General features: G+C 47.7%; 20 protein-coding genes. 3 read left to right on the forward strand and 17 right to left on the reverse strand.

What is annotated here, in order from left to right:
• Positions 1-133: 133 nt before the first annotated feature.
• Positions 134-1,354, reverse strand: coding sequence for an ABC transporter permease (locus tag SD69_RS04155; protein ID WP_084591480.1), 1,221 nt, complete (start codon positions 1,352-1,354; stop codon positions 134-136).
• The gene (locus SD69_RS04160; RefSeq protein WP_041522208.1) at positions 1,351-2,016 is read right to left on the reverse strand and encodes an ATP-binding cassette domain-containing protein; all 666 of its coding nucleotides are present in this window, start codon (positions 2,014-2,016) and stop codon (positions 1,351-1,353) included. Before SD69_RS04160 ends, SD69_RS04155 begins: the two co-directional genes overlap by 4 nt.
• Positions 2,017-2,082: 66 nt before the next feature.
• Between SD69_RS04160 and SD69_RS04165 the strand changes: the two genes are divergently transcribed.
• Positions 2,083-2,640: a DUF3299 domain-containing protein gene (locus tag SD69_RS04165; protein WP_041522209.1), complete on the forward strand. Its 558-nt coding sequence runs from the start codon at positions 2,083-2,085 to the stop codon at positions 2,638-2,640.
• A 122-nt stretch (positions 2,641-2,762) separates the two neighbouring features.
• Here the strand turns inward: SD69_RS04165 and SD69_RS19160 are convergent, their stop codons facing one another.
• The 12 genes from SD69_RS19160 to SD69_RS04220 form a co-directional block, all read right to left on the reverse strand.
• Positions 2,763-2,930 (reverse strand): SEC-C metal-binding domain-containing protein, encoded by a 168-nt coding sequence (locus SD69_RS19160; RefSeq protein WP_084591481.1) that lies wholly within the window; start codon positions 2,928-2,930, stop codon positions 2,763-2,765.
• Positions 2,927-3,853, reverse strand: a complete 927-nt coding sequence (folE2, locus tag SD69_RS04170; protein ID WP_041522210.1) for a GTP cyclohydrolase FolE2 — start codon at positions 3,851-3,853, stop codon at positions 2,927-2,929. Before folE2 ends, SD69_RS19160 begins: the two co-directional genes overlap by 4 nt.
• A gap of 47 nt (positions 3,854-3,900) precedes the next feature.
• Positions 3,901-4,353 (reverse strand): phosphoribosyl-AMP cyclohydrolase, encoded by a 453-nt coding sequence (gene hisI, locus SD69_RS04175; RefSeq protein WP_041522211.1) that lies wholly within the window; start codon positions 4,351-4,353, stop codon positions 3,901-3,903.
• Positions 4,354-4,361: 8 nt separating this feature from the next.
• Complete coding sequence (locus tag SD69_RS04180) at positions 4,362-4,778, reverse strand: MerC domain-containing protein (protein WP_041522212.1); 417 nt, start codon at positions 4,776-4,778, stop codon at positions 4,362-4,364.
• A gap of 42 nt (positions 4,779-4,820) precedes the next feature.
• Positions 4,821-5,282, reverse strand: a complete 462-nt coding sequence (locus SD69_RS04185) for a Fur family transcriptional regulator (RefSeq protein ID WP_041522213.1) — start codon at positions 5,280-5,282, stop codon at positions 4,821-4,823.
• 2 nt (positions 5,283-5,284) lie between these two features.
• Positions 5,285-5,899, reverse strand: coding sequence for a DUF2796 domain-containing protein (locus tag SD69_RS04190; protein ID WP_041522214.1), 615 nt, complete (start codon positions 5,897-5,899; stop codon positions 5,285-5,287).
• On the reverse strand, positions 5,896-6,558 hold the full coding sequence (locus SD69_RS04195) for a DUF1826 domain-containing protein (RefSeq protein ID WP_052480878.1): 663 nt from the start codon (positions 6,556-6,558) through the stop codon (positions 5,896-5,898). Before SD69_RS04195 ends, SD69_RS04190 begins: the two co-directional genes overlap by 4 nt.
• Complete coding sequence (gene zigA / locus SD69_RS04200; protein ID WP_041522215.1) at positions 6,558-7,766, reverse strand: zinc metallochaperone GTPase ZigA; 1,209 nt, start codon at positions 7,764-7,766, stop codon at positions 6,558-6,560. Before zigA ends, SD69_RS04195 begins: the two co-directional genes overlap by 1 nt.
• Complete coding sequence (locus SD69_RS04205) at positions 7,756-8,160, reverse strand: TraR/DksA C4-type zinc finger protein (RefSeq protein ID WP_041522216.1); 405 nt, start codon at positions 8,158-8,160, stop codon at positions 7,756-7,758. Before SD69_RS04205 ends, zigA begins: the two co-directional genes overlap by 11 nt.
• On the reverse strand, positions 8,154-8,528 hold the full coding sequence (locus SD69_RS04210; RefSeq protein ID WP_041522217.1) for a MerC domain-containing protein: 375 nt from the start codon (positions 8,526-8,528) through the stop codon (positions 8,154-8,156). Before SD69_RS04210 ends, SD69_RS04205 begins: the two co-directional genes overlap by 7 nt.
• 204 nt (positions 8,529-8,732) lie before the next feature.
• Positions 8,733-9,218: a VOC family protein gene (locus SD69_RS04215; protein ID WP_041522218.1), complete on the reverse strand. Its 486-nt coding sequence runs from the start codon at positions 9,216-9,218 to the stop codon at positions 8,733-8,735.
• Between the two features lie 62 nt (positions 9,219-9,280).
• Positions 9,281-9,634, reverse strand: coding sequence for a DUF1428 domain-containing protein (locus SD69_RS04220; RefSeq protein ID WP_041522219.1), 354 nt, complete (start codon positions 9,632-9,634; stop codon positions 9,281-9,283).
• 990 nt (positions 9,635-10,624) lie between these two features.
• Here SD69_RS04220 and SD69_RS04225 point away from each other — a divergent pair.
• Positions 10,625-12,373, forward strand: a complete 1,749-nt coding sequence (locus SD69_RS04225) for a polysaccharide lyase family 7 protein (protein ID WP_052480879.1) — start codon at positions 10,625-10,627, stop codon at positions 12,371-12,373.
• A gap of 197 nt (positions 12,374-12,570) precedes the next feature.
• Positions 12,571-14,238: a polysaccharide lyase family 7 protein gene (locus tag SD69_RS18340; RefSeq protein ID WP_084591483.1), complete on the forward strand. Its 1,668-nt coding sequence runs from the start codon at positions 12,571-12,573 to the stop codon at positions 14,236-14,238.
• 270 nt (positions 14,239-14,508) lie between these two features.
• Here the strand turns inward: SD69_RS18340 and SD69_RS04235 are convergent, their stop codons facing one another.
• The 3 genes from SD69_RS04235 to SD69_RS04245 form a co-directional block, all read right to left on the reverse strand.
• Positions 14,509-16,380 carry a serine hydrolase domain-containing protein gene (locus tag SD69_RS04235; protein ID WP_041522220.1) on the reverse strand — a complete coding sequence of 624 codons (1,872 nt, stop codon included), beginning with the start codon at positions 16,378-16,380 and terminating at the stop codon, positions 14,509-14,511.
• A gap of 183 nt (positions 16,381-16,563) precedes the next feature.
• On the reverse strand, positions 16,564-16,878 hold the full coding sequence (locus SD69_RS04240) for a hypothetical protein (RefSeq protein WP_041522221.1): 315 nt from the start codon (positions 16,876-16,878) through the stop codon (positions 16,564-16,566).
• A 169-nt stretch (positions 16,879-17,047) separates the two neighbouring features.
• Positions 17,048-20,776, reverse strand: a complete 3,729-nt coding sequence (locus SD69_RS04245) for a DUF7149 domain-containing protein (RefSeq protein WP_041522222.1) — start codon at positions 20,774-20,776, stop codon at positions 17,048-17,050.
• Positions 20,777-21,092 lie beyond the last annotated feature (316 nt).

The raw sequence follows: 21,092 nt of genomic DNA on the forward strand, positions 1-21,092 counted from the left end.
AGATGAACCACGTGTGTATTTTAAGGTGTGATAAATATTGCTAGACAATGGGAAGGAGGCCTTGTTCTTTTAGGTCGCGGCTAGAGGTTAGGCGATCGGTTGTGTTTGTCGCGGTTGCTCCCTGTCGAGACGGTTATTCACGTCTTTTAAGTTGCCACGTACTAATGCTCGCAAGCAGTAAACCACTAGCCAGGCTAAGTGAAAGCATGGCGCCCCCAAGCCAGAGCCAGTCAATGTCGAGCGGCCAGTAAAGCCCCCAGCGACTTTGTGCAATGCTCAGCATGGCGCGCTCCAGTAGCACGGTACAGGTAACGCCTATTAGCATGCCAAGGGCGACTAAGCTTGCAGTCTCGATCACTAAAAGCGCAAAAATAAAGCGATGTCTGGCGCCTAACGTTTTCAGTAATTGAAATTCGCCCAAGCGTTTGTCCAAGTGAGTTAATAAGGTGCTGCCCACACCGATGGCGGCGACCATAGTTGCAAGCAAGCCGAGGCCAAGCAGTGCCGCTTCGACCCAATCGAGCATGGACCACAACTGAGTGATAGCGACACCGGGTAATATGGCTTGGGCCGGTTCCGCCTCGCTTTGGTTGATGGATCGCTGTACCTGAAAGGTGCGCACTTTGTTGGTCAGCGTTAAATAGAACGCGGCTAAGCTGTCGGGTTTTAATGCCGGATTTTCACCAATTTTGAGTTGTGCGGGTAGGGCGGCTAATGTGGCGGGGGGCCAGTGGATGGCCTCAATGCCGTCCAGGCTAACTTGCAAGGTTTTATCGATGGGTGTACCACTCGCCGTAAGAATGCCCGTAACGGTAAAGGTGCGAGCTTTGTGCTGCTGAAAGCTATGATTGCCAAAGCCGTGGCTGAGGATAAGTTCATCACCGGGTTGGTAACCTAATTTTCGCGCCACCTCATGGCCCAGCGTTACCTCAAAGACATGTTTGAAGGCATTACCCTGAGCAAAAGGGTCGCGCTCAAGTACCGCTTGCATATGATCGAACATACTGGCATCGGTGCCGATGACCCGAAAGCCCTTGTGACTGTCGCCCAGCATGAGTGGCACCGCACGGGCAACGCCAGGATCCTGTTGCCAGCGGGTGAAGGTATTTATGCTCACTTCGCGGCTGGGTGCGCCCACCTGAAAGGCGGAAAACAATAATAAATTAATGTCGCCGGTGGGCGCGCCAACAATTAAATCAATTTCTTGTACGCTGCGGCCAAAGGCGGACTGAGTGCCACGGTACAAAGTGTCTACCGTCAACAGTGCGATAGAGCTTAAAGCGACCATGGCGATACAGACAAACGCACTAAAACGGCGGCTGATCAGGCTCTTTATGGCAAGGCGTATCATCATAGTGGTTGTATCAAATCGCTTAGCGGGGTGTGTTGATCGAACGAGCCTCCCAGTCGTTGGTCGTGGCTGGCCAATAGTAGTGTGCAATTTCGCTCACGCACCAGCTCAAACAACAACGCCATAAAGTCGTCGGTATTGTCCTGATCGAGCGCCGAGGTGGGTTCATCGGCAAGAATCATCGGGGGGTCGTTAATCAGCGCCCGCGCAATCGCCACCCGTTGCCGCTGCCCTACGCTGAGTTCACTGGCTTTTTTGTGCAGCAGTTGTTGCGGCAGGTTGAGCCGGGTCATCAACTTACGGGCTTTATCGGCAAGTCGTGGCTCGCCGTTGTTAGCGAAATGCGCCGCTAGCAGAATATTATCCAGACAGTTCAAGTAGTCCAGTAAATTAAGGCTTTGGAAAATAACGCCAAGGTGGCGCGCCCGCCAGGGGGCTGTTTGACGTCGCTCATGCAGCGGCTCTTGTAATACCTTGAGTTGGCCGCTATTAACCGGAATAAGCCCAGCCAGCACGTTTAGCAACGTGGATTTCCCCGCCCCGGACGGCGCTTGCATAAAAATGGTTTGCCCGGCGGTTATCTGCCAGCGGGGTAAGCGCCAACGCGGCCCCTTTTTATGACCGTACTCGATATCGGTAATGTCTATTGCGTAGTCGTTTGGCATACGTCGGGTCGCTTGGGGTTAATTGGTTATGTTATAACGTGTGTTTTGCGGCTAGCAAGGTGTGACATGAAAATAGCGTCAATGTGTGTGCTAATACTGCTGAGTGTGGTGAGCGCGGCAAGTTGGTCTAAAGATTACCAGACAATCGAATGGCCAGATTTGATGCCACCCGAAGATCTGGAGGCGTTGCTCAATCGGCCCGACTGGATTGATGAGGTACCCGAAGGGGCGGCGGCCGATGAGATGCCCCCCGCAGGGGAGGGGCTGGAAGGGTTGCCTGATGACGACCCCTACAGCCGTGCACTACGCTCGGCAAAAACCGTGCCCGAATACAATGATAAAGCGATTCGCATACCGGGCTTTGTGGTGCCCTTACGTTTTGACGATGATCAGCGTATCACCGAGTTTTTACTGGTGCCGTTTTTTGGTGCTTGCATACATCTTCCCCCTCCGCCGCCCAATCAGGTTATTTACGCAAAGTTTAAAGAGGGCATTATCCTTGAGGCCTTGTATGATCCTTTTTGGGTGTCGGGAACTTTAAGCATTGAACTGGTCGAAACGGACTTGTCTCAAGCGGCCTACCAAATGTCCGTGGACGAGATGGCGCTGTATGAAGAGGAGTAATCCGGTTTTGGCCGCATTATGGCAACTGGTCATTTACCTGAGCGTCTAGCGAACGACGAGCCCAGTTAGCGACAACGCTTTGCATGGCAAGAAAATAGCCCTGACACTTACGCTCCCGTTACTTACATACCGCAACACTTTTTAAATTTCTTGCCGTTACCGCAGGGGCAGGGATCGTTACGGCCTACTTTGGGCGTGTCGCGCATGAGCGGCTCAGTAGGCGCGCAACAGCCAGAACTTGTGCAGCAGGTATCCGTCATTTCAGCGTTGGTGTTTTGCGATGTGTTCATAGCGTAGTTGGGACCTCGTGGGTATTGTAAAATTTTCGGTCGGTTACGACGGCGTTATGGGCATGCAGGCTCTCTTGGTGCTCCACTTTAAACCAGTAATCTTCTACCCAGGATGATTGCTCTAACAGCGTTTTTATCTTGCGGGCAGCATCTTCGCAAAACATTAAATTTTCGGCATTCAAGCGAGCAAACTCTTGTTCATCCTGGCGCTTGACCATGGTTTGCACTGGTGTTCCCAGGGCGTCTTCTATCTGCAAAATTAACGATGCCAATGATGGCCATTCGTTATTACCGAGCGATAAATCTAAGTAGACGTAGGAGCGTTGGCTGTGAGGGGTGGCGATACTGGATTTTTGGGCCCAATCGAGTACGTCCTGCTTGCTGATGTTAGCGGTATCGAACTGTGAATCGATGGCATCGGCTAACAGTTGGCGGGCTAGTGCCGCGGAACAAGGGCAGGTGCTGGAATACGGTAGCGTGACTTTGAGTCGATAGGCACAGTTTCCCCTATGTATCTCTCCCCCGATTTCGATGCGGTAAGACTGGAAGCCGGTTTCGTTGCTTAGCAGCGAAGTTTTAGCCATATAGTAATCAAAGCACAAATCGAACTTTGCGTTGTGACTAATGCCTGCTTGCGATGCCACCATCTTTAGCAGCAACGCATCGAACTCAGTTTTGTCGCAAGGCTTTTGCGTTAACTGATTGAGAAGAGCGTGTAGGCGAGACATGTGGATACCTTTTTCAGTCGCGTCATCCAAACTCACATACACGCTGGCCTTGGCGGCAACGGCTTGTTGCTGACCCGTGCCATTATCAAGCGTTAGTGGCACCGCGATGCCCTCCATGCCCACCCACTGCAGGCGACCTGTGGCCGTATCGCTGTGAGATTTGGCGATATCCGGTAATGCTGTTGCAATACTCATTGTTACTGAATGTTAATCCTCTCTCTAACATACCGTAGCCGTGCGGCTTAGTCGGTACTATCGGGCGATATTAATGTGGGTGTTGCGGAGTATCCGGTTACCCAAACGCGCTGCGTCTTTTGTTCGGCCTCCAGGTAAAAACACGATCGTCTGCCAGTGTGGCAGGCGGCACCGTTCTGCTCAATCTGGCAGAGCACTGCATCACCATCACAATCAAACGACATTGAAACGAGGTGCTGTGTGTGGCCACTGGTTTCGCCTTTAACCCAAAGTTTTTGTCGGCTGCGGGACCAATAGGTGACGCGACCGGTTTTCAGCGTGCTCGCCAGTGCGTCTTTGTTCATCCAGGCGAACATCAAGACGGTGCCCGAGCTGGCATCTTGGGTAATGACAGGGATCAATCCGTCGCGATTAAACGCGAGCTCTTCAGTCAGTTCAGCTAAAGGCAATGGTTTGTTTTTGTCGTGATTTTCTAGGTTGACAAAGAAATCTCGTTTCACTAAAAAACCTATACTCGATCGCCAGGGCAGGCGCACTTATTGGCTTTCACGGCACTGCATAAGCGGTAGTTAATTAAATGCCCGAGTGCGACAAATGCAGCGCCCACTAGCGTTAACGCTTTTTCCCCGGACTCACCAATGCGCGCTTCACCCAATACCACTGCAAGTGTTAAAAACGTCAAGCCTATGCCGCCGAGTATTAAAACGCCAAGGCGTCTGTGCTGCTTGCAGCCTAAGGTTAACGCGAAGATGCTGCTCGGAATGACCGCTACCAACATCCACGCATGAAATATCTCGTGATCTAGCTGCAGGGCGGCCAGGCTGGGTAGTAGGGCCAGCAGTAAAGGCACTGCGAGGCAGTGAATCGCGCATGCCAGTGATAAGCTTAATGCCAGTTTATCGGTAATCGCTTGTGCGGCTTTCATAAGTAATCCTGTTTGATCTTAGTAATTCGACATCTTTTAGCGTTAAGTTTTGTTGGGTGCGCAATCATTACAGAGGCAGCTCATCTCAAATTGCGGTGTGACTAACATAAAGCCGGCGTCTGCGGCGTTGTCTTTTAGATTAGATATCGTATCTGGCTTTATTTTAACTTCACGCACTTTGCTGCATTCCCGGCAGATTAAAAACTGTGGTGTTTCGTGTGTGTGGGCACAGTTAATATGAGCACAGGCAACGTATTTGTTGGCAAGGTTCAGTCTGTGCGCCAAACCTTCGGACTCTAGGAATTCTAAAATTCGATAGGTCGACATGGCCGAAAATGTATCCCCATAGTGACTCTTGCAAAAATCGATTAGCTCATAGGCAGACAAGGCTTTGTTGGACTCGATTAGGCCCGCTAGTATCTGCTTTCGCTTAGTGGTTAGCCGAGTGCCTCGGTTTATGCATTGTCGCTCGGCCTCTTCAATAATCTTGTTAACGGGTTTCATTGTTATTGTACAAACTCAACTTTATTATCTTTCGGCGTGAGTGTGGCGCCACCCTGTGTCGTAGGATGAATCCACATGGTGTCGATTTTCTCTATGCCGTCAAAGGCACTAAAAATTCTCAGTTCCAACGACCTCGGAAAGTGATTGCTTTGGCATCGATAGTCATAGTGGGCGCTGATCTCGCTGTGATTTTCTCGCTGGTGGATTTCGTGTGAATGCCCTTCACGTTGGGTGAGCGAGCCGGAAGTCTCGGGTAGTATCGAGGTCAGGTCTATCGCGGTTGCATGCAGTTCACAGTCACTACCGGTAAAGGTAAGCACGGCGTTCGGTTGTTCTAATAACTCTTTGGCGTTGTCCAGCGCTGCTTTTTCGCTATCTGTACGGGCCTTATGCTCAAAGCCGACAATACTGGCCGCCGGCGATACGATGGTTACCGCAAGCTCATCCCCCTCCATGGCAATGGTGAGTTGCGCAACGCCATGAGAGTGCGCGTGCATGTTGGCAGCGACCGCTGGAAACGTTAGGGCCAAGAGTGTCAATGTCGCCGCCCTTTTAGCCAGCCGCTGGCATTTAGCTTCGGCTAAGAAGGTATTATTGATGATGTTGAATAGGTTCATGTGATCGCATCCATGGTGATAAACAGGCGTCGCTCGTTCTCGCCAAGTTTTGGCGAGCGGTGAATGATTCCCCGCCCCTCGTTGCCGGGCCATAGTTCGCCTTTTAATAAAGCCACATCACCGCGATCGAGTTTCTGGACGGCTTGCGAGTTCAGGTAAAGCCCTGTTTTGCTGTCGTCTTTACCTAAAGCGCCCCGGCCTAGCTTGGTGCGATCGAGGTTGATGTTATCCAGCCATTCGGTGGCTTTACCCCGGTAGGTGGTGATTAAGCGGCAGCCGAGTTTATCCACGTGAAAACGTGGACAACTTGCGGTACGGGTAACACATAATCGTAGGCCCACAGCCTTGGCATCTAGCAGGCAAATGAGCATGTCTGCCAATACACAGATATCGTCGATAAAGGCTTCTCGTTGATTGTGCATCGGTAAACTGTTGCGCAGCGTTTCCGCCAGTATTTTCATGTCACCTAATACGCGTATTTCGGTCGCGTACGGGTATTGGCTGAGTAAATAGTCGCTGTATCGGGTGATGTCATTGGCAAGCTCACGTGACCAAACACATAAGTTAACCTCGGCCTTATGAAGGTCGGTGAATACTGCGGGCTCGCTGCTCTGGCTTAATCCATGCGGTGTAGCAATAGCCGGGGCGATATTTTGCATTAGGCATCACTCCAGGAAGGAAAAGGATCGGACAGTTTTTTCCAGTAATCTTTACCCGCCATCAACTCGTCGTCATTCAGCAGGCAGGCGTTCAGTCGTTCGGTGATAACCGTTTGATTTAACCCCTGGCCGATAAACACCAGCTCCTGGCGCATATCGCCAAATGGCTCTTGCCATTTTTCACGAATAAACTCTAAGGTCTCTTCATCTTGGGGCCAGTGTTGCTCGGGTATGGCGCGCCAGAACATACCGGCTGCACCGTGACGGGCGATACCGCCGGCTTGACTCCACTGGCCGGCAAACTCAGGCCGCGAGGCGAGCCAAAAATAACCCTTCGAGCGAATGAGACGACCGCCGGCCGCAGGGTTCTGAATAAACTCAAAAAAGCGGTGTGGGTGAAAGGGGCGGCGCGCTCGGTAAACAAAACTATCAATGCCGTACTCTTCGGTTTCTGGTGTGTGCTCACCGCGTATTTCTTTTAACCAAAGAGGCGATTGTTGGGCGCGCGCAAAGTCAAACCGCCCTGTACCGAGTACTTTATCCAGCGGCACTGCGCCGTTAGCAATAGGCACGATTTCGGCATCGTGATTAAGCCCGCGCAACAAACCTTGCAGATTTAGCAGCGCTGGCTCGTCGACCAAGTCGGTTTTGCTGATGAGTATCACATCGGCAAACTCGACTTGCTCAACCAGCAAATCGGTTACGCTGCGCTCGTCGTCTTCCCCCAGACTTTCATCGGAGTCTTTTAAATCTTTGGCGTATTCGTATTCGGCGCTGAAGTTAACGGCGTCTACCACGGTCACCATAGTGTCCAGCTGGGATATGTCTGATAGGCTCACGCCATCTTCGTCGGCAAAAGTGAAGGTTTCGGCTACCGGTAACGGCTCCGAGATCCCGGTTGATTCGATCAACAAATAATCGAACTTACCCGATTCGGCGAGGGCTCTCACCTCCAGAAGTAGGTCTTCACGCAAGGTGCAGCAAATGCAGCCATTGCTCATCTCTACCAGATTTTCTTCGCTGCGGTTAAGGGTGATGTCATTTTTCACTGAATCGGCATCGATATTAACCTCACTCATATCGTTGACGATAACCGCTACCCGACGATTGTCGCGGTTATGCAAAATATGGTTCAGCACGGTCGTTTTGCCGGCGCCTAAAAAGCCAGACAATACGGTGACAGGCAACTTGACGGTTTCAGCTGGCATAGAATCTCTCTTTCTCTTCGTTAATTACTTTAGAGTCCGCGCCAAACTCGGCGGTTGGGCGAATCAGTAACCGTGGGATGCCGATAGGGTCGCCTGTCTCCAGACAGTAACCGTACTCGCCGGTTTGCAGGCGGCGCAGCGCGCTGTCGATTTTGCGTACCAAGCGGTGCTCGCGCTCCACCAGCCGCAGGTTGAGGTACATGTCGTCTTCGTACTGGGCGCGGTCGGCTTCGTCGTTACATTCAGGCGGGTTGGCCAATTGTTGCTTAATGGTTTCGATATGCACTTGAGTTTGTTGCTTGAGATTCAGCAAGTGTTTTTTAAAAAACGCTTGCTGAGCTTCATTCATATAATCGGCGGCAGGGGCTCGTCGCAGTTGCTGCTCGGTTAGCATGCAGCCTCCTCGCTCGTAACAGTTCGGCGGCAATGAAAACGATTGCTGAGATGACCGCCAATCAGAAGTAGCCCGCCACTGATTGAAAGCGTGGCCTCGGCTTCGTGCGGGGCCAGTAGTGCGGCAAACAATAAAGCGAGCCCGGTAAAGCCTGCGATGCCGGGGAGCCTGCGGCGGTGACGCTTCCAGCCGCAGGGTAAGCTCATGCCGGCGAGCGCGGCAATGGGTACAAAGAGTGCGAGGTGCATCCACTCGGAGGCAAACAGGCTACCAACCAGCCCCAGGCCACCCATTGTTAGTAGCGCAGGGGTGACAATGCAGTGAATTAGACATAGTCCCGAGCACAGCGCGGCTGTTTCGTCTTTCATTGGATACCTTTATGAATTAATGGTAATGTTATAACATAACGAAATGTATAGATTAATTGAGCGTAGGTCAATGGGGGGAGTTTTGATGCATCCAAGAGCAGAGGCGTTTCAGCGGAGCGCATATGCCTCTATTAAAGCGGGGGAATATAACCAGCGTGACGATCTTGCACCTGCTGGTGAGGCTAGCGGATCGAGGGCGGCCGATTAGCCACGAACGGCCGCCTCTATGGTATCAATATCGATTTTTGTCATTGTTAACATGGCATCGAAGGCGCGCTCAGCGAGGGCTGCGTCTGAACTGGTTACCGCTTGGGTCAGTGCCACCGGCGTTATTTGCCACGAAATCCCCCATCGGTCTTTGCACCAGCCGCAGGCGCTCGCCTCACCGCCGTTAGCGATAATGGCATTCCAGTATTGGTCGGTTTCGGCCTGGTCGATGGTTGCCACCTGAAACGAAAATGACTCGTTGTGGGTAAATGTCGAGCCACCATTAAGGCCCATACAAGCAATGCCCATAACCGTAAAATCTACCGTGATGACATCGCCCTTCTTGCCCGCCGGGTAATCGCTGGGCGCGCGATGAACGGCATCCACCGAAGAGTCGGGAAAGATGCTCGCGTAGAATTTGGCGGCCATTTCAGCGTCGCCATCAAACCAAAGGCATACTCTGTTTTTGGCTGTCGTCGTCATAGCATTACTCCAAGCTGCGGAAGGGCCCGCCTGCGCTTTACGATTGAGGCGGGCTGTTTTTGTTATTGATTGAAAATCACCTGAAAGCCGCCGTAAATAAGCCGCTTACCGTCAAGCGGCATGGGGTTGTTCTCGGCGCTCATACGCTCGTCTTCCATCACCTTTTGCATGCCGCTATCTCTAACGGCTTTAGATGGCCACTCGACCAGGCCGAACACGACGGTTTCGTCAGGTTGGCACTTAACGGCCATGGGGAAGGAGGTTGTTTCTCCGCTCGGAACATCATCGCCCCAGCACTCTGTTAGCTTAAGGGCGCCGTGTTCTTTAAAGCATTTGGCGGCTGTTTTCACGTGCTCTAGGTACAGATCTTTATTTACCGTTGGTACGGCGGCGACAAAACCGTCGATATAGCTCATAGCATTACTCCTGTTTTAATGAGGTTAGCAATAACACTGGCCCAATATTGAGGCGGCGATCACCTCTGGTTGCGGCTCGGGTCCGCGATAATCGCAGCTGAAATGGAAGCCCGTGTTACAGGATAGTCGATTCGTACCCAGTGGTTTCGACACGCCGGGTGAGAAAAACCGATGTGCGGAAGAAACCTATTCTACGGCGCTGGGGTTGGGTTTGGTGTTGGGCTTTGTGGTTGTGAGGCGAGACGAGACTCTGGCTTGTGGGCGAAACCGTTAAGCGTCGCGTGCCGGGCCGGCAGTGAGCGGGTAGCCCGCCGGGCTATTTGTCGCCAGGCAGCACGTTGGGCGATGGCTTGATCGGTTACACTTTTTTGCGCTCTCATAACCTTTCGCATTCTGGCCAGGGTGCTTTTAGCGCCGACGATAGTCTGTAGACCGAATTGTATACATGGCGGGCCGGACTTCTCCCAAGTATTTGGGTGTTACCACGCAATAGCGTTTTCAGTTTGTGGATTCTTTCTCGCTAGCTCCGCTGTTACGTGATCCTCGTCTAGGTTTTCGCGTCTTTTAATTTCTAATAGAAATTACACTTGTTTTTAGATATTCCTAAATTGAATTATGGCGTGTGAATTTCTATAAAAACTGATTCTATTCGTAACACTATTTTTATTGGTACGCGTATTTGTTTACAAATAGGTGAACCGTATTGTAATGTTTCTGCCGGATTCGCCAGTGAATGGCATGTGGCCGGTTTCGCCGATATTGGAGTGCGGCGTGTCGGGTTGAGAGTAGTGAGTCGCGATCGTGGTCTGACTGTATTCCACATAAGCTGATTCGTATTAGAGCCTTAATGCCAGTTTCTGACGTTTACCAAAGGTGCACTTACCATACCGGTTTGGATTGTCGAGGATTGATAACCCAAGGCGGTTTACTTGCCCAAAAGTGTGAGTGCCCGATTACATAAGACCTATAACAGAGATAAGAGAGTGTGTTATGAAACTGAATAAATTAATGGTTTTCACTTCCCTGGCCTTAACCGGCTCCTTAGCCCACGGTGCGACCTTTGTGATGGAGAAATACGGCACAGGCTACTCCATTGATGGCAATGGTGGTGCACAAGTTGGCCAACAGCTGTACTTGTGGGGAACCAACCTCAATAATGCCAACCAACAGTGGGTTCAGCTGGATCGTGGCAACGGTTATTACTCTTACAAAAAAGAAGACACCAATCTGTGCTGGGATGCTGGCAGCGGCGGCGCCCGCAACCAGGCGGTGACTTTGCAAACCTGTAACGCCGGTAATTACAACCAGCAGTTTTCTAAAGTAAAAGTTTACGATGGTACTGAGGTTTACCGTTTTGAAAAACGCAATGCCTCGGGCTTCTCGCTTGATGGCAACGGTGGAGCGGCAGATCGTCAGTCTATCTATTTGTGGAACTCTAGTGACACTAACATCAACCAGCAATGGGAGTTGCACCGTGTCGACGACGGCAGTAGTGACGGTGGTAGCTCGAGCGATGGCAAACTCGCCGTAGACACGGCGTTCGACGACGGCAGCAGTCACTCAAGTTATCCAGCTTCTAACGCGGTTGATGGCAGCACCAGTTGGGCATCTCGCTGGGCGGCATCTGGCTCACCGGTTAACTTAACCATTCAGCTCGAAGAGGTGAGTGAGGTGACCGAAGTAGGCATTGCCTGGGGGCGTGGTGATTCGCGCGCTTATACTTTCGAGATTTACGCCCGTCCTGGTACAAGCGGCTCGTGGACGAAAGTGTACGACGATGTCAGCAGTGGCTCAACGGCCGGTATCGAGGTGTTTGACGTTACCGACATTGATGCACAGCAAATACGTGTCAAAACCTTCGAGAATACCTCCGGTAGCACCTGGACCAATATCACCGAAGTAGAGGTTTACGGCGCCGAGGGCAGCGGCTCGGGCGGCGGTGATAATGGTGGCGGCGACAATGGCGGTGGTGACAACGGTGGTGGCGAACCATCTGGCTCGGCTGAGATTCCTTCTGATTTGATGAGCAACTGTAATCAGTGGAAGATCACCTACCCCGATGGCGTAGAAGATAAAACACTGTGTGGTGAAGGCAACAATGAGTACTTCTACGTTAACGACTCGGGCAATGGCATCGTGTTTTTCGCTCCAGTGCGCGACGGCAACGGCACTACTCCAAACTCCAGTTACATCCGCTCCGAGTTGCGCGAGCGCGAAGCCGATGGCAGTAAAGATATTTACTGGACCACCTCTGGTAAGCACGTCGTTTATGTAAAACAAGCGATTACGCATTTACCAATCGTTAAGAGCCACTTGGTTGCCACTCAGATTCACGGTAACAAAGATGATGGCATTGACGATGCGTTGGTACTGCGCCTAGAAGACTCGCATCTGTTCTTGAGCTTTAACGGCGGTAAACTGCGCAGTGATGTCACCATTACCAATAACTACAGCCTGGGTACCAATCACGAGGTTATTTTTGAGGTGATCGATGGCAAGCACTACGTGTACTACAGCGAAGATGGCAACCTGAACAATGCCTATAATTCGGGCAATGCCAGCCAGTACTTAGTGCGTGATGGATCTAACGATTACGTGATGGATCGTAGCTACGGTGAAGCCTACTTTAAAATCGGTAACTACACACAAAGTAATGCCGAACAAGAAGGCAGCGAAACCGGCAAGTCTGATAACTATGGCGAAGTTGTTGTATACGATTACTGGGTAGACCATCAGTAATTAGTGTGCGCCCGCCTGCCGCGGCGGGAATTTGTAAGAAGCCACCAGCGATTTTGTACTGATCGCTGGTGGCTTACCTCCCCGTAAAGTCAATCGATTAACCGTAACATCGAAATGAGTGGCCCATGCCTTGGGTTTGTCAGGGCGTAGCGCGCCTGATAACTTATCACCGATATAATTCTAATAGGTGTTTTGATATGTCATTGAATAAATATATGTTGATCGCGTTAATGGCGGTCTCTGGCTCGTTAGCCAATGCGGCTACCTTTGTGATCGAAAAGCATGGCACTGGCCACGCGATTGATGGCAACGGTGGCGCTCAGGTGGGGCAGCAACTGTACTTGTGGGAAACCAACCTAGACAACGTTAACCAGCAATGGGTGCAGTTGGACCGTGGCAACGCTTACTACGCCTATAAAAAGCAAGGCACCAATTTGTGTTGGGATGCCGGTAGCGGGGGAGAGCGTAATCAGGCCGTACAATTGCAAACCTGTGACGCTAACAATTACGACCAACACTTTGCCAAGGTAGAGGTGTACGCTGGCACCGAGATTTATCGTTTTGAAAAGCGCAACGCCTCAGGATTTTCACTCGATGGAAATCGTGATGCTGCCAACCGGCAATACCTTTATCTCTGGAATTCTAATAGCGACAATATTAACCAGCATTGGGAGCTGCACCGTGTCGATGATGGTGGCAGCAGTGAAGGTGGTGAAAGTGACGACCCCGCCCGTAACAAGCTTCCTATAAATACTGCCTTTGACGATGGCAGCGGCCACGCGAATTACTCGGCCACAAAAGCCATCGATGGCAATACGGCCTGGAGCTCGCGCTGGGCGGGCAATGGCTCTCCGGTTAACCTGACGGTTGAGTTGGAAGAGGTCGCTGAGCTAACCGAATTAGGTATTGCTTGGGGGCGTGGCGATTCACGCGCCTACACCTTTGAAGTGTACGCACGCCCCGGAACCAGCGGTGCTTGGACGAAAGTGTACGACGGCGTCAGCAGTGGTTCAGAGGGTGGTGTTGAGCTTTTTGATGTTACTGATATAAATGCCAAACAGGTGCGCATTAAGACGTTTGAAAATACCTCGGGCAGTAGCTGGACCAATATTGTTGAGGTTGAAGTTTACGGCGCTGGCGACTCTGGTGAAGGTGATAATGGCGATAACAGCAGTGGCTCCGACATCCCAGGCAACATCACCAACGGCAGTATTTTTGACCTGGAAGGGGATGACCCGCATCCGCTGGTTAATGCGTCAACCTTGAGGTTTTTACCGCTAGAGGCGCAGTACACATCGCCAAACGGTAATGGCTGGCGCCACGAGTACAAAATCAAAAGCAGTTTGCGCGTGGCTATGACGGACACTTATGAAGAGTTTGAGGCTGACATAAAAGTGGAGATGTCTAATGCGGGTAAAACCATTGTTGCCCAGCATCACGCCAGCGATACCGGAACCATTATGAAGTTGTATGTATCCGACTCTTCCGAGTCCGGCTTTGACGACAGTGTGGCAGGCAACGGKATTTTCGATGTCTACGTACGCTTGCGCAATACCGCTGGCAACGAAGAGAAGTACGCATTGGGCACTATCCGAAGTGGCGACACGTTCGATTTTAAAATGGTGAATGATTACGGCTATGTCACTGTTTACGGTATGGGCAATAGCTTTGGCATTCCGGTAGAAGACGATTCGGCGTCTTACTTTAAATTTGGTAACTACCTGCAGTCACAAGATACTTACTCGATGGACAAGTGTGGGGAGCCGGGCAATTCCGATTCTTTTGCCGATTGTTTTGCTGACTTAGGGATTACTGAATCCACTGTCACCATGACCAACGTTCGCTACACCCGTATCACTCAGTAAGTGCGGGTAAAGACGGCCGGGCGCCCGTGTTGTGCCGTTATTATTAAAGTCCATGTGGTATCAGCCCGTGGACTTTTTAACTCATCACCCCGCGCACCCCAAGCCAGCGCTTGACGATGAAAAGAACCTGCGGGTCCAAAGCCTAGCTTAACTTTTTAAGCTAGTGGCACGCCTAAAGGCGTATGTAAGAATAATTACCTTCATTAGGCTATGGCCGCCATACGGCTTACATTTATCAAAAACTTCAGGTTGCTTACGCTCTAAAGCTGACTATTCGTCATCAAGCATAACCTGAATCACTTTCTCGGCCGTTCGGGCTTTGTATTTTAACTCCCACCGGTTCGTATTCGCCAAAAAAATGACGGTGAACTTCTCTTTCGGAAGGTGCAGTAATTCCGCATGAAACCCCGGCAGCTCTCCGGCATGCCCAAGGGCTTTGTGGCCAGCGATGTTTTCAATGGCGATGCCAAAACCGTATTCAACATGGGGCGTAAATCCGTTGGGGAATACCGTTGCAGAGGTGGCCTCAGTGTATGCTTTGTCACTAAGCACGTGTCCGTTATGAAGATCCTCATTCCAAATAAAAAGGTCTTCGGCTGTAGAGATTAACCCAGTTGCTCCAGTCCAGTTTCCGTGCAAGCCCGAAACGTTCTGATCCAGAGCCTTAACGGTCCGTTCATCAACCACTGCATAGCCGGTCGCCCCATTGGTAACGGGCTGGTTGCTTCTGTAAATTTCGGAGTTTTCCATTCCTAACGGTAAAAATATATTGGCCTTTACGTACTCGCCGAAGGAAAGATCGGATACTTTTTCTACAATCATTGCCAGTGTCACATAGGCAGCGTTGCTGTAGCGCCACTGCTCGCCCGGTTTAAAGTACAAATCCTGATTTTCTAGTGTTTTAATAAGATCGGTCGGTTCGATAGGCTGACTAAACGGCGATTTAGATCCATCGGGCTCAAATAAGCCCGAGGTATGGTTCAACATATGCCTAAGTGTCACTGAGGTAGTCTTTGATAAGCTGGGAAAGTACTTGGTTAGCGGGTCGTTAAGGGAGAGCAAGTTCTTCTCTTTCAGTTGCAAAATAGACGCAGCGGTAAACTGCTTGGTGATTGACCCAACCTGAAATTTTGTTTCGGTGTCGTTAGGCATGTGGGCTGCTACGTTAGCCAGACCCCGGCCACCTTTAGCCAGCACTTTGCCATTTTGAGCAATTAAGTATGAAAATCCCGATGAGCCTCTATAGTAAAGGCTGTCGAAGTAATTAGAGATTTGTACGGCTGTATCTGGCGCGGTTATTTTGGTGTTTGCTCCACGCTCTATAAGCGCGTTCTGCCGCTCGGTATCGCCTGATCGGTTAGCAATGTTAAATGATGTTAGGCCTAGATTATTTCTTGCGTCGATATCAAAGCCGCTTTGAAGAAACTTATCAAGCTCGTCATAGGGTAAGCTGGGGGATAAGTTTACAAAAGCATTGTCTGCAGCGATTTCACTTAGCGGCCTGAAGAGAAAAGACCAACCCTTGTCTTCGCGCAACACTTTGATGATGAGCTGATTCGCCCCTTTTTTAAGGTTGTATGGCACAAGGTATTGATCCGGGCTTATGCCTGTGCCAATTGCGCTCTTATGGATAATCTCACCGTTCAGCCAGATTTTTAGTGCCGCGTTGCTGCCCACACCAAAATACCCCTTTGCTTTTTTGTCAGACTCGATTTCAGCGGCTGCGTAGGTATAGGCGAATGTTGTAGGCTCAAGGTATCGATCTAAATGAATATAACTGAAGCCGGAATGGATCGACTTCCAGTTACGTGGCTCGCTGTTTAGACTGATTTTACCCGTTTTTATTGAGCCCCACAGATCATTGACCTTTATTAGCTCCTGGCTATGCGCAGCCTCTAGGTCTTTTTCGGTACTGCCAAGCTGGACTGGTTCCAGTAATGTCCAGCGAGTTAGAAATACGTCATCTTTGATGTTGTTGTAGTTGGTGACAGGGCTTTCCAGGGGTGACTCGGGTGTGGACTTACCCTGATGTTTTCTTGGTTGAGGTTCGTCATCATAAGTGCATGCGCTAGCGAGTAAAACTGAGAGCAGTAGCCAGAAAAAACCGCGGTTCGTTTGAAGGTCTTTTAATTGTCCCGTCATTTTTATCCTTAAAATACAGGGTTTTTAGATCAGTAATTAAACTGTTTTGAGATGTTCTCGCTGCGTCCTTAGGTGTGCCGAGTTCTGGTTTTAACGATGGCGTCTACTTTTTTGGGTAACTTGTACGTATGACGCATTGAACAGGGGCGAGCCGTCAGGCGAGTCCCTGACTGGTTTAACTTGTTAAGCATTTGACCACGAAGCCTGCACTGCAAAGCCATGGAAATGTAGCACAATGCCCGCCCCCATTTCTTGTCCACTACTATAATACTGCTCGCTGTCTTCATAGTTGATATCCCCGCCATAATCACAGCGGCGAAACTGAAAGCTCTTGGAGTTGAGTGCCTCCACCATGGACTCAACTTTCTCTATCAAGGCGCTTGATAGAAATTCTCTTCCTCTATTCTTGTTACTCTCAAAGAAAGCACGCAGCTCGGAATTTAGCTCCGCTTGGAGCTTTAATATCGATGAATACTTTTCTGCGGTGCTCAATTCCATATTCGATCTTCGAGATACTTAACGCCTCAAACACCGGCAGCATTTATGCTGTCCGAGTGCTTTGGTTTGTTATGTATTACTTTCAATTTAACACCAGCCCATGTATAACTATAACCTTGTTTTAAAGCTAACCAGAAGTTAGCGATGTAGGAAGCTGTTGATCGCTGAATTATGCATTTTCAATAATTTCAATTTCTTCTTCCTCCAAACCATAAAGCCGGTAAACCAAATAGTCGATTTCTTTTATTATTGTTTCAGATGGAAAAACCGCATTAGTTTCGATTTCTTTAATAATATGGTTTGTTTTACTCTCAATTTCAGAGACTAACGAACTATCAAAATGCAAGCTGACTGGTAGGTTTTGAAGAACACTGGGTTTAATTTGGGCTAATGTTCTACTCTCTTCCATTGAAACAAGTCGATATAGATATGTTGCCAGTTTGGAATTAAGAAGCCCAACTAAGAATGTATTCGAATATGTACCATTCGAGGAAAACACGTATAAGCCATCTGTCGGGTATAGCCTGTTTTTATCTAGTGATAGAGATATTTTGTCTCCTGTTATAACACCTACTATTTTTTCATGTTTCTCAAAGATTGCCTTATCTCGCTCCCTATGTAGAGACCAAAAAGGATGCTTCCCTTGCTTTACTTCTTTGCAGGTTATTTTATCTTCATATTTAGATATATGCTTTATAATATTTGGTATGTCTTTAGGATTATCAGATTTCTTTGTATAGATTATTTTTTTACCAATATCCTTGGCATAGTATTTTTGAACGTCTCTTCCACCTGTAATTGTTGACTTCAGATAACCAGTTTCTAATGGCCCGAGATTTTGGTCGCTCTCATCAACAATAAATGCTTCCTTTAAGTCAGGGCTTATGCCACGCTGCATGCCGTCAGTATCAATAAGGTCAACTAGCTTTCGATCACTGAAACGTTTCAAAATTTCATAACCGCTAATATTTCTAGTTGCGAATAATTTATTTGGTAATACATTATAAAAACTTGAACTAACTATTGAAGGGGTAACATCTGCAATATCTACACTATTATTTGAGGAGTATTCTAAGATTGAAATAGCATCATCTAAATCCTGATTCCCGAATAGCACAATGCATGAAGGTCTCGCAACATCTTCAAATATGTGATCGCCCAAATTAGCAACTAGAAGCAATTGAGACTGGTTTAATATTTTTTGGCGTAGTTTAAAGTTGTCAACTTGATATAAAATCACGTCAGGAATGATTTGACAGACCAATCCTTTATTAGATTTAATAATAAAACTGAGATTCAAGAAAAACATGAATGTATCAATCATTCGAACAACAATATCATGACTCCATTCTTTTATATGCTTTAGCATTTTTTCAGATAGCTTAGCCCCCCAAGGCGGGTTCCCAATCACAACATCAAAGCCAATAAAATCACCATCATCATTTAGTGCTTCTGGAAATTCAAACCTCCATTCAAAAGCGGCCTCAAATATTTTATTGGCTTTTATTTCCTCAATTTCCGCCTCTAACTTTTTGCAGTCTTCAGTTAGCTTTTTAACTCCCTTATTCCAAGAGGTTTTTTCCTTTTTACTCATTTCAAAAAGCTGCTCTTGATTCCTTAACTGAAATAACTCCGCCGAGAGTTTCCTGAACCTTTTGACTTTTGGATCGCTCAATGAAACCTCACTTTTGAAATCCGATTTAATATTGGAAATCAAGAGTTCCATTTCTCTTTTTTTCTCTTTACTTTTAGCATTCCTGTAATCATCAACAGCAACTCGATAACTATCAATTGTCCAGTTGTTTTTCTTCAAGGCTGGCTTTAAGTCTGCATCTATTTCAAAACGGCTTACCAAGGAATTACCGCACTTGATGTTTATGTCAATATTTGGGAGCGTTTCAAGTTCAGTAGCGGTTTTATAATACGCATTTTTTAAAAGCTCAATCCATAAACGCAAACGGCAAATTTTCACTGAGTTTTGATTGATATCTACACCAAAAAGACAGTTCTCAATTATGATTTGTTTTTCGTGAAAAAGTGTTTCCTGGATACGCTGACTTTCTTTGTTGTTAGGTTTGTAGTAAAACAGCTCTCCATCCTCATCCGTTACAATAAGTTCATCATTTGAAATTTCTACATGATATTCTTTAAGTCGTTTTCCATTTCTATCTTGTAGGATTTTCAAATCGTTTTTTACGGCGATCATTTCATTTAGAGCTGAAACTAAAAAGTGTCCTGAGCCAACAGCAGGGTCGCAAATTGTCAGACTGTTTAGAATCTCGTTGGCTTCTTGTCGATCTTCAATCTTGTCGTAAAGCTCTTCAAGGTTTTTGCATTTCCAATTTTTCCGCTCGTTGAATTTCTGAACAACTGCCTTGCGAATTGCTTCGCGGCACATATACATGGTAATGAAACCTGGGGTAAAAAAAGAGCCATCTTTGTACCCGTTGATTTTCTCGAAAATCAAACCAAGGACCGAAGCGCTTATGAGTGATTTATTATCTTCCTGAATTTCTTCTGAACCTTCACTGCTGAAGTCGTAAGCGTTCAAAAACTCAAATAGATATTCAAGTGTATTCAGCTCTCCTGTCCGTTTTTTGCCATTCTTATCTTTCAACACCGTAGACGAAATAATTGGAATCCTTTTATCGTCTCTAAGATTACTGATAAAAATCGTGTCCTGTTCAATATCTGCTGGCTCAAATAGGGAAGAGTTTAGATAGGGAACGTTCTTGAAATCTTCTATGACATCTTCGTTTCGCTCGTCATATTTTCTTGCTAATACCTGAAAAAACAAGCTGTTAAGGTCATCATAGTTTTTAACCTTGTCAGAATTCAGAAACGAATAGGAATTTCCATCTTTGTGGTAAGTGATAAGTTGAGCTTCCAACAATTTTAGGAATAAAATTCTGTTTATCCATGTGATGGAAAGTTCAAGAGCAACATTGAATAGCCTTTCTTCCTGTGTTTCTCCATATTGGCTGGGGCGTTCTAATCGAATAATTTTGTCCAAACTTTCAAGTTGGATGATGGTATCTTCAAGAAGGGTTCCTGTGTATCGCTCACCCGGCTTTTTTCGCGAAATCAGTTTTTTGTTCCCATTTTTGGTTTCGCTCAATCCGATGATATGTAACAACTCGCTATAGAATCTTTTATCAAGGCTGTTGCTATCGTTAGAAAAAGGAAGTTTTAAAAGATGTTCAGGGGATAAAACCTTGAATAAGCTAATAAGTTTACTATCGTCCGCTTTCTCATCATTGCGTAAAATCTTTTGATAATCCTGTAAATTGAAATAGGTGAACTCAATTTCAGTTTTGATTTCAGCAATAAATGGTTCAGCAATTTGCTTGTAGAAAAAGTCGGTTTTGGTATCCGCTAATCGCCCGCCTTCAAAGTCGTTGAACCGTTCTACAAGCTTTTTGTTTTGTGCAAATAATCTTTCAAAAGTATTAGCATTAAAAACAAACCATTCATTGATATTAGTAATAATAAGATGCTTTGCTTCAAGGTTTTTTAATGTAATTCTTTCTCTAAGGTAGTAAAGCATCAATTCCTGAAAAGATTTAGTATTTAGATTTTCGGCGGTGACCATTTCGCTTTTGTTGGTCGGCTTTTTAGCTTCAACGATTACTCCGACCGTGCTTTTTGCTTTGTCTCCATTATGGATTACTAAGTCATTTCGTCCTTTGGTATTAATGTAATGATTTGGGTCATAATAGGTTTTTTTTAGAAAGTCAATTACAAGATTCTTGTGGAACTCTTCTGATTCGGTGTCATTTATTCTGTCGAGTAACTGAATGAGATTGGTCTTGAAACCTTCGATTTCTGTCCTGTTCGGCTTTACTCTCAAAAAGGCTTTGTTCAGTGCTTTTCTTGGCTTCAGTGAATTTGTCTTCATTTACTCTATCTATTTCCTTCAACTATTCAATTTCTACTGAGCTCGTTTAAAAGCCATACTATTTGGAGCGCATGTGGATAATTCTGTTTATCTCTTATTTTCTGCCAAATTTATATTCATCTGGACGCATAACAGCTAATTCATGCGACTCAGTCGCACTTTCGCCTATCACCCTATCCACAGTAGAAAAGGGATGAGGTTGCATATAGAAGCTGTTGAAAACAGAGGGGGAATAGGCATATTTTGACAGCTCCATGTCTGGGGAAAGTGCGACGGGCTTCAATGAACAACGAATGTAATGACTTTTTCGCTCTAG

It is taken from the genome of Gilvimarinus agarilyticus (assembly GCF_000832015.1).
Lineage (GTDB): Bacteria > Pseudomonadota > Gammaproteobacteria > Pseudomonadales > Cellvibrionaceae > Gilvimarinus > Gilvimarinus agarilyticus.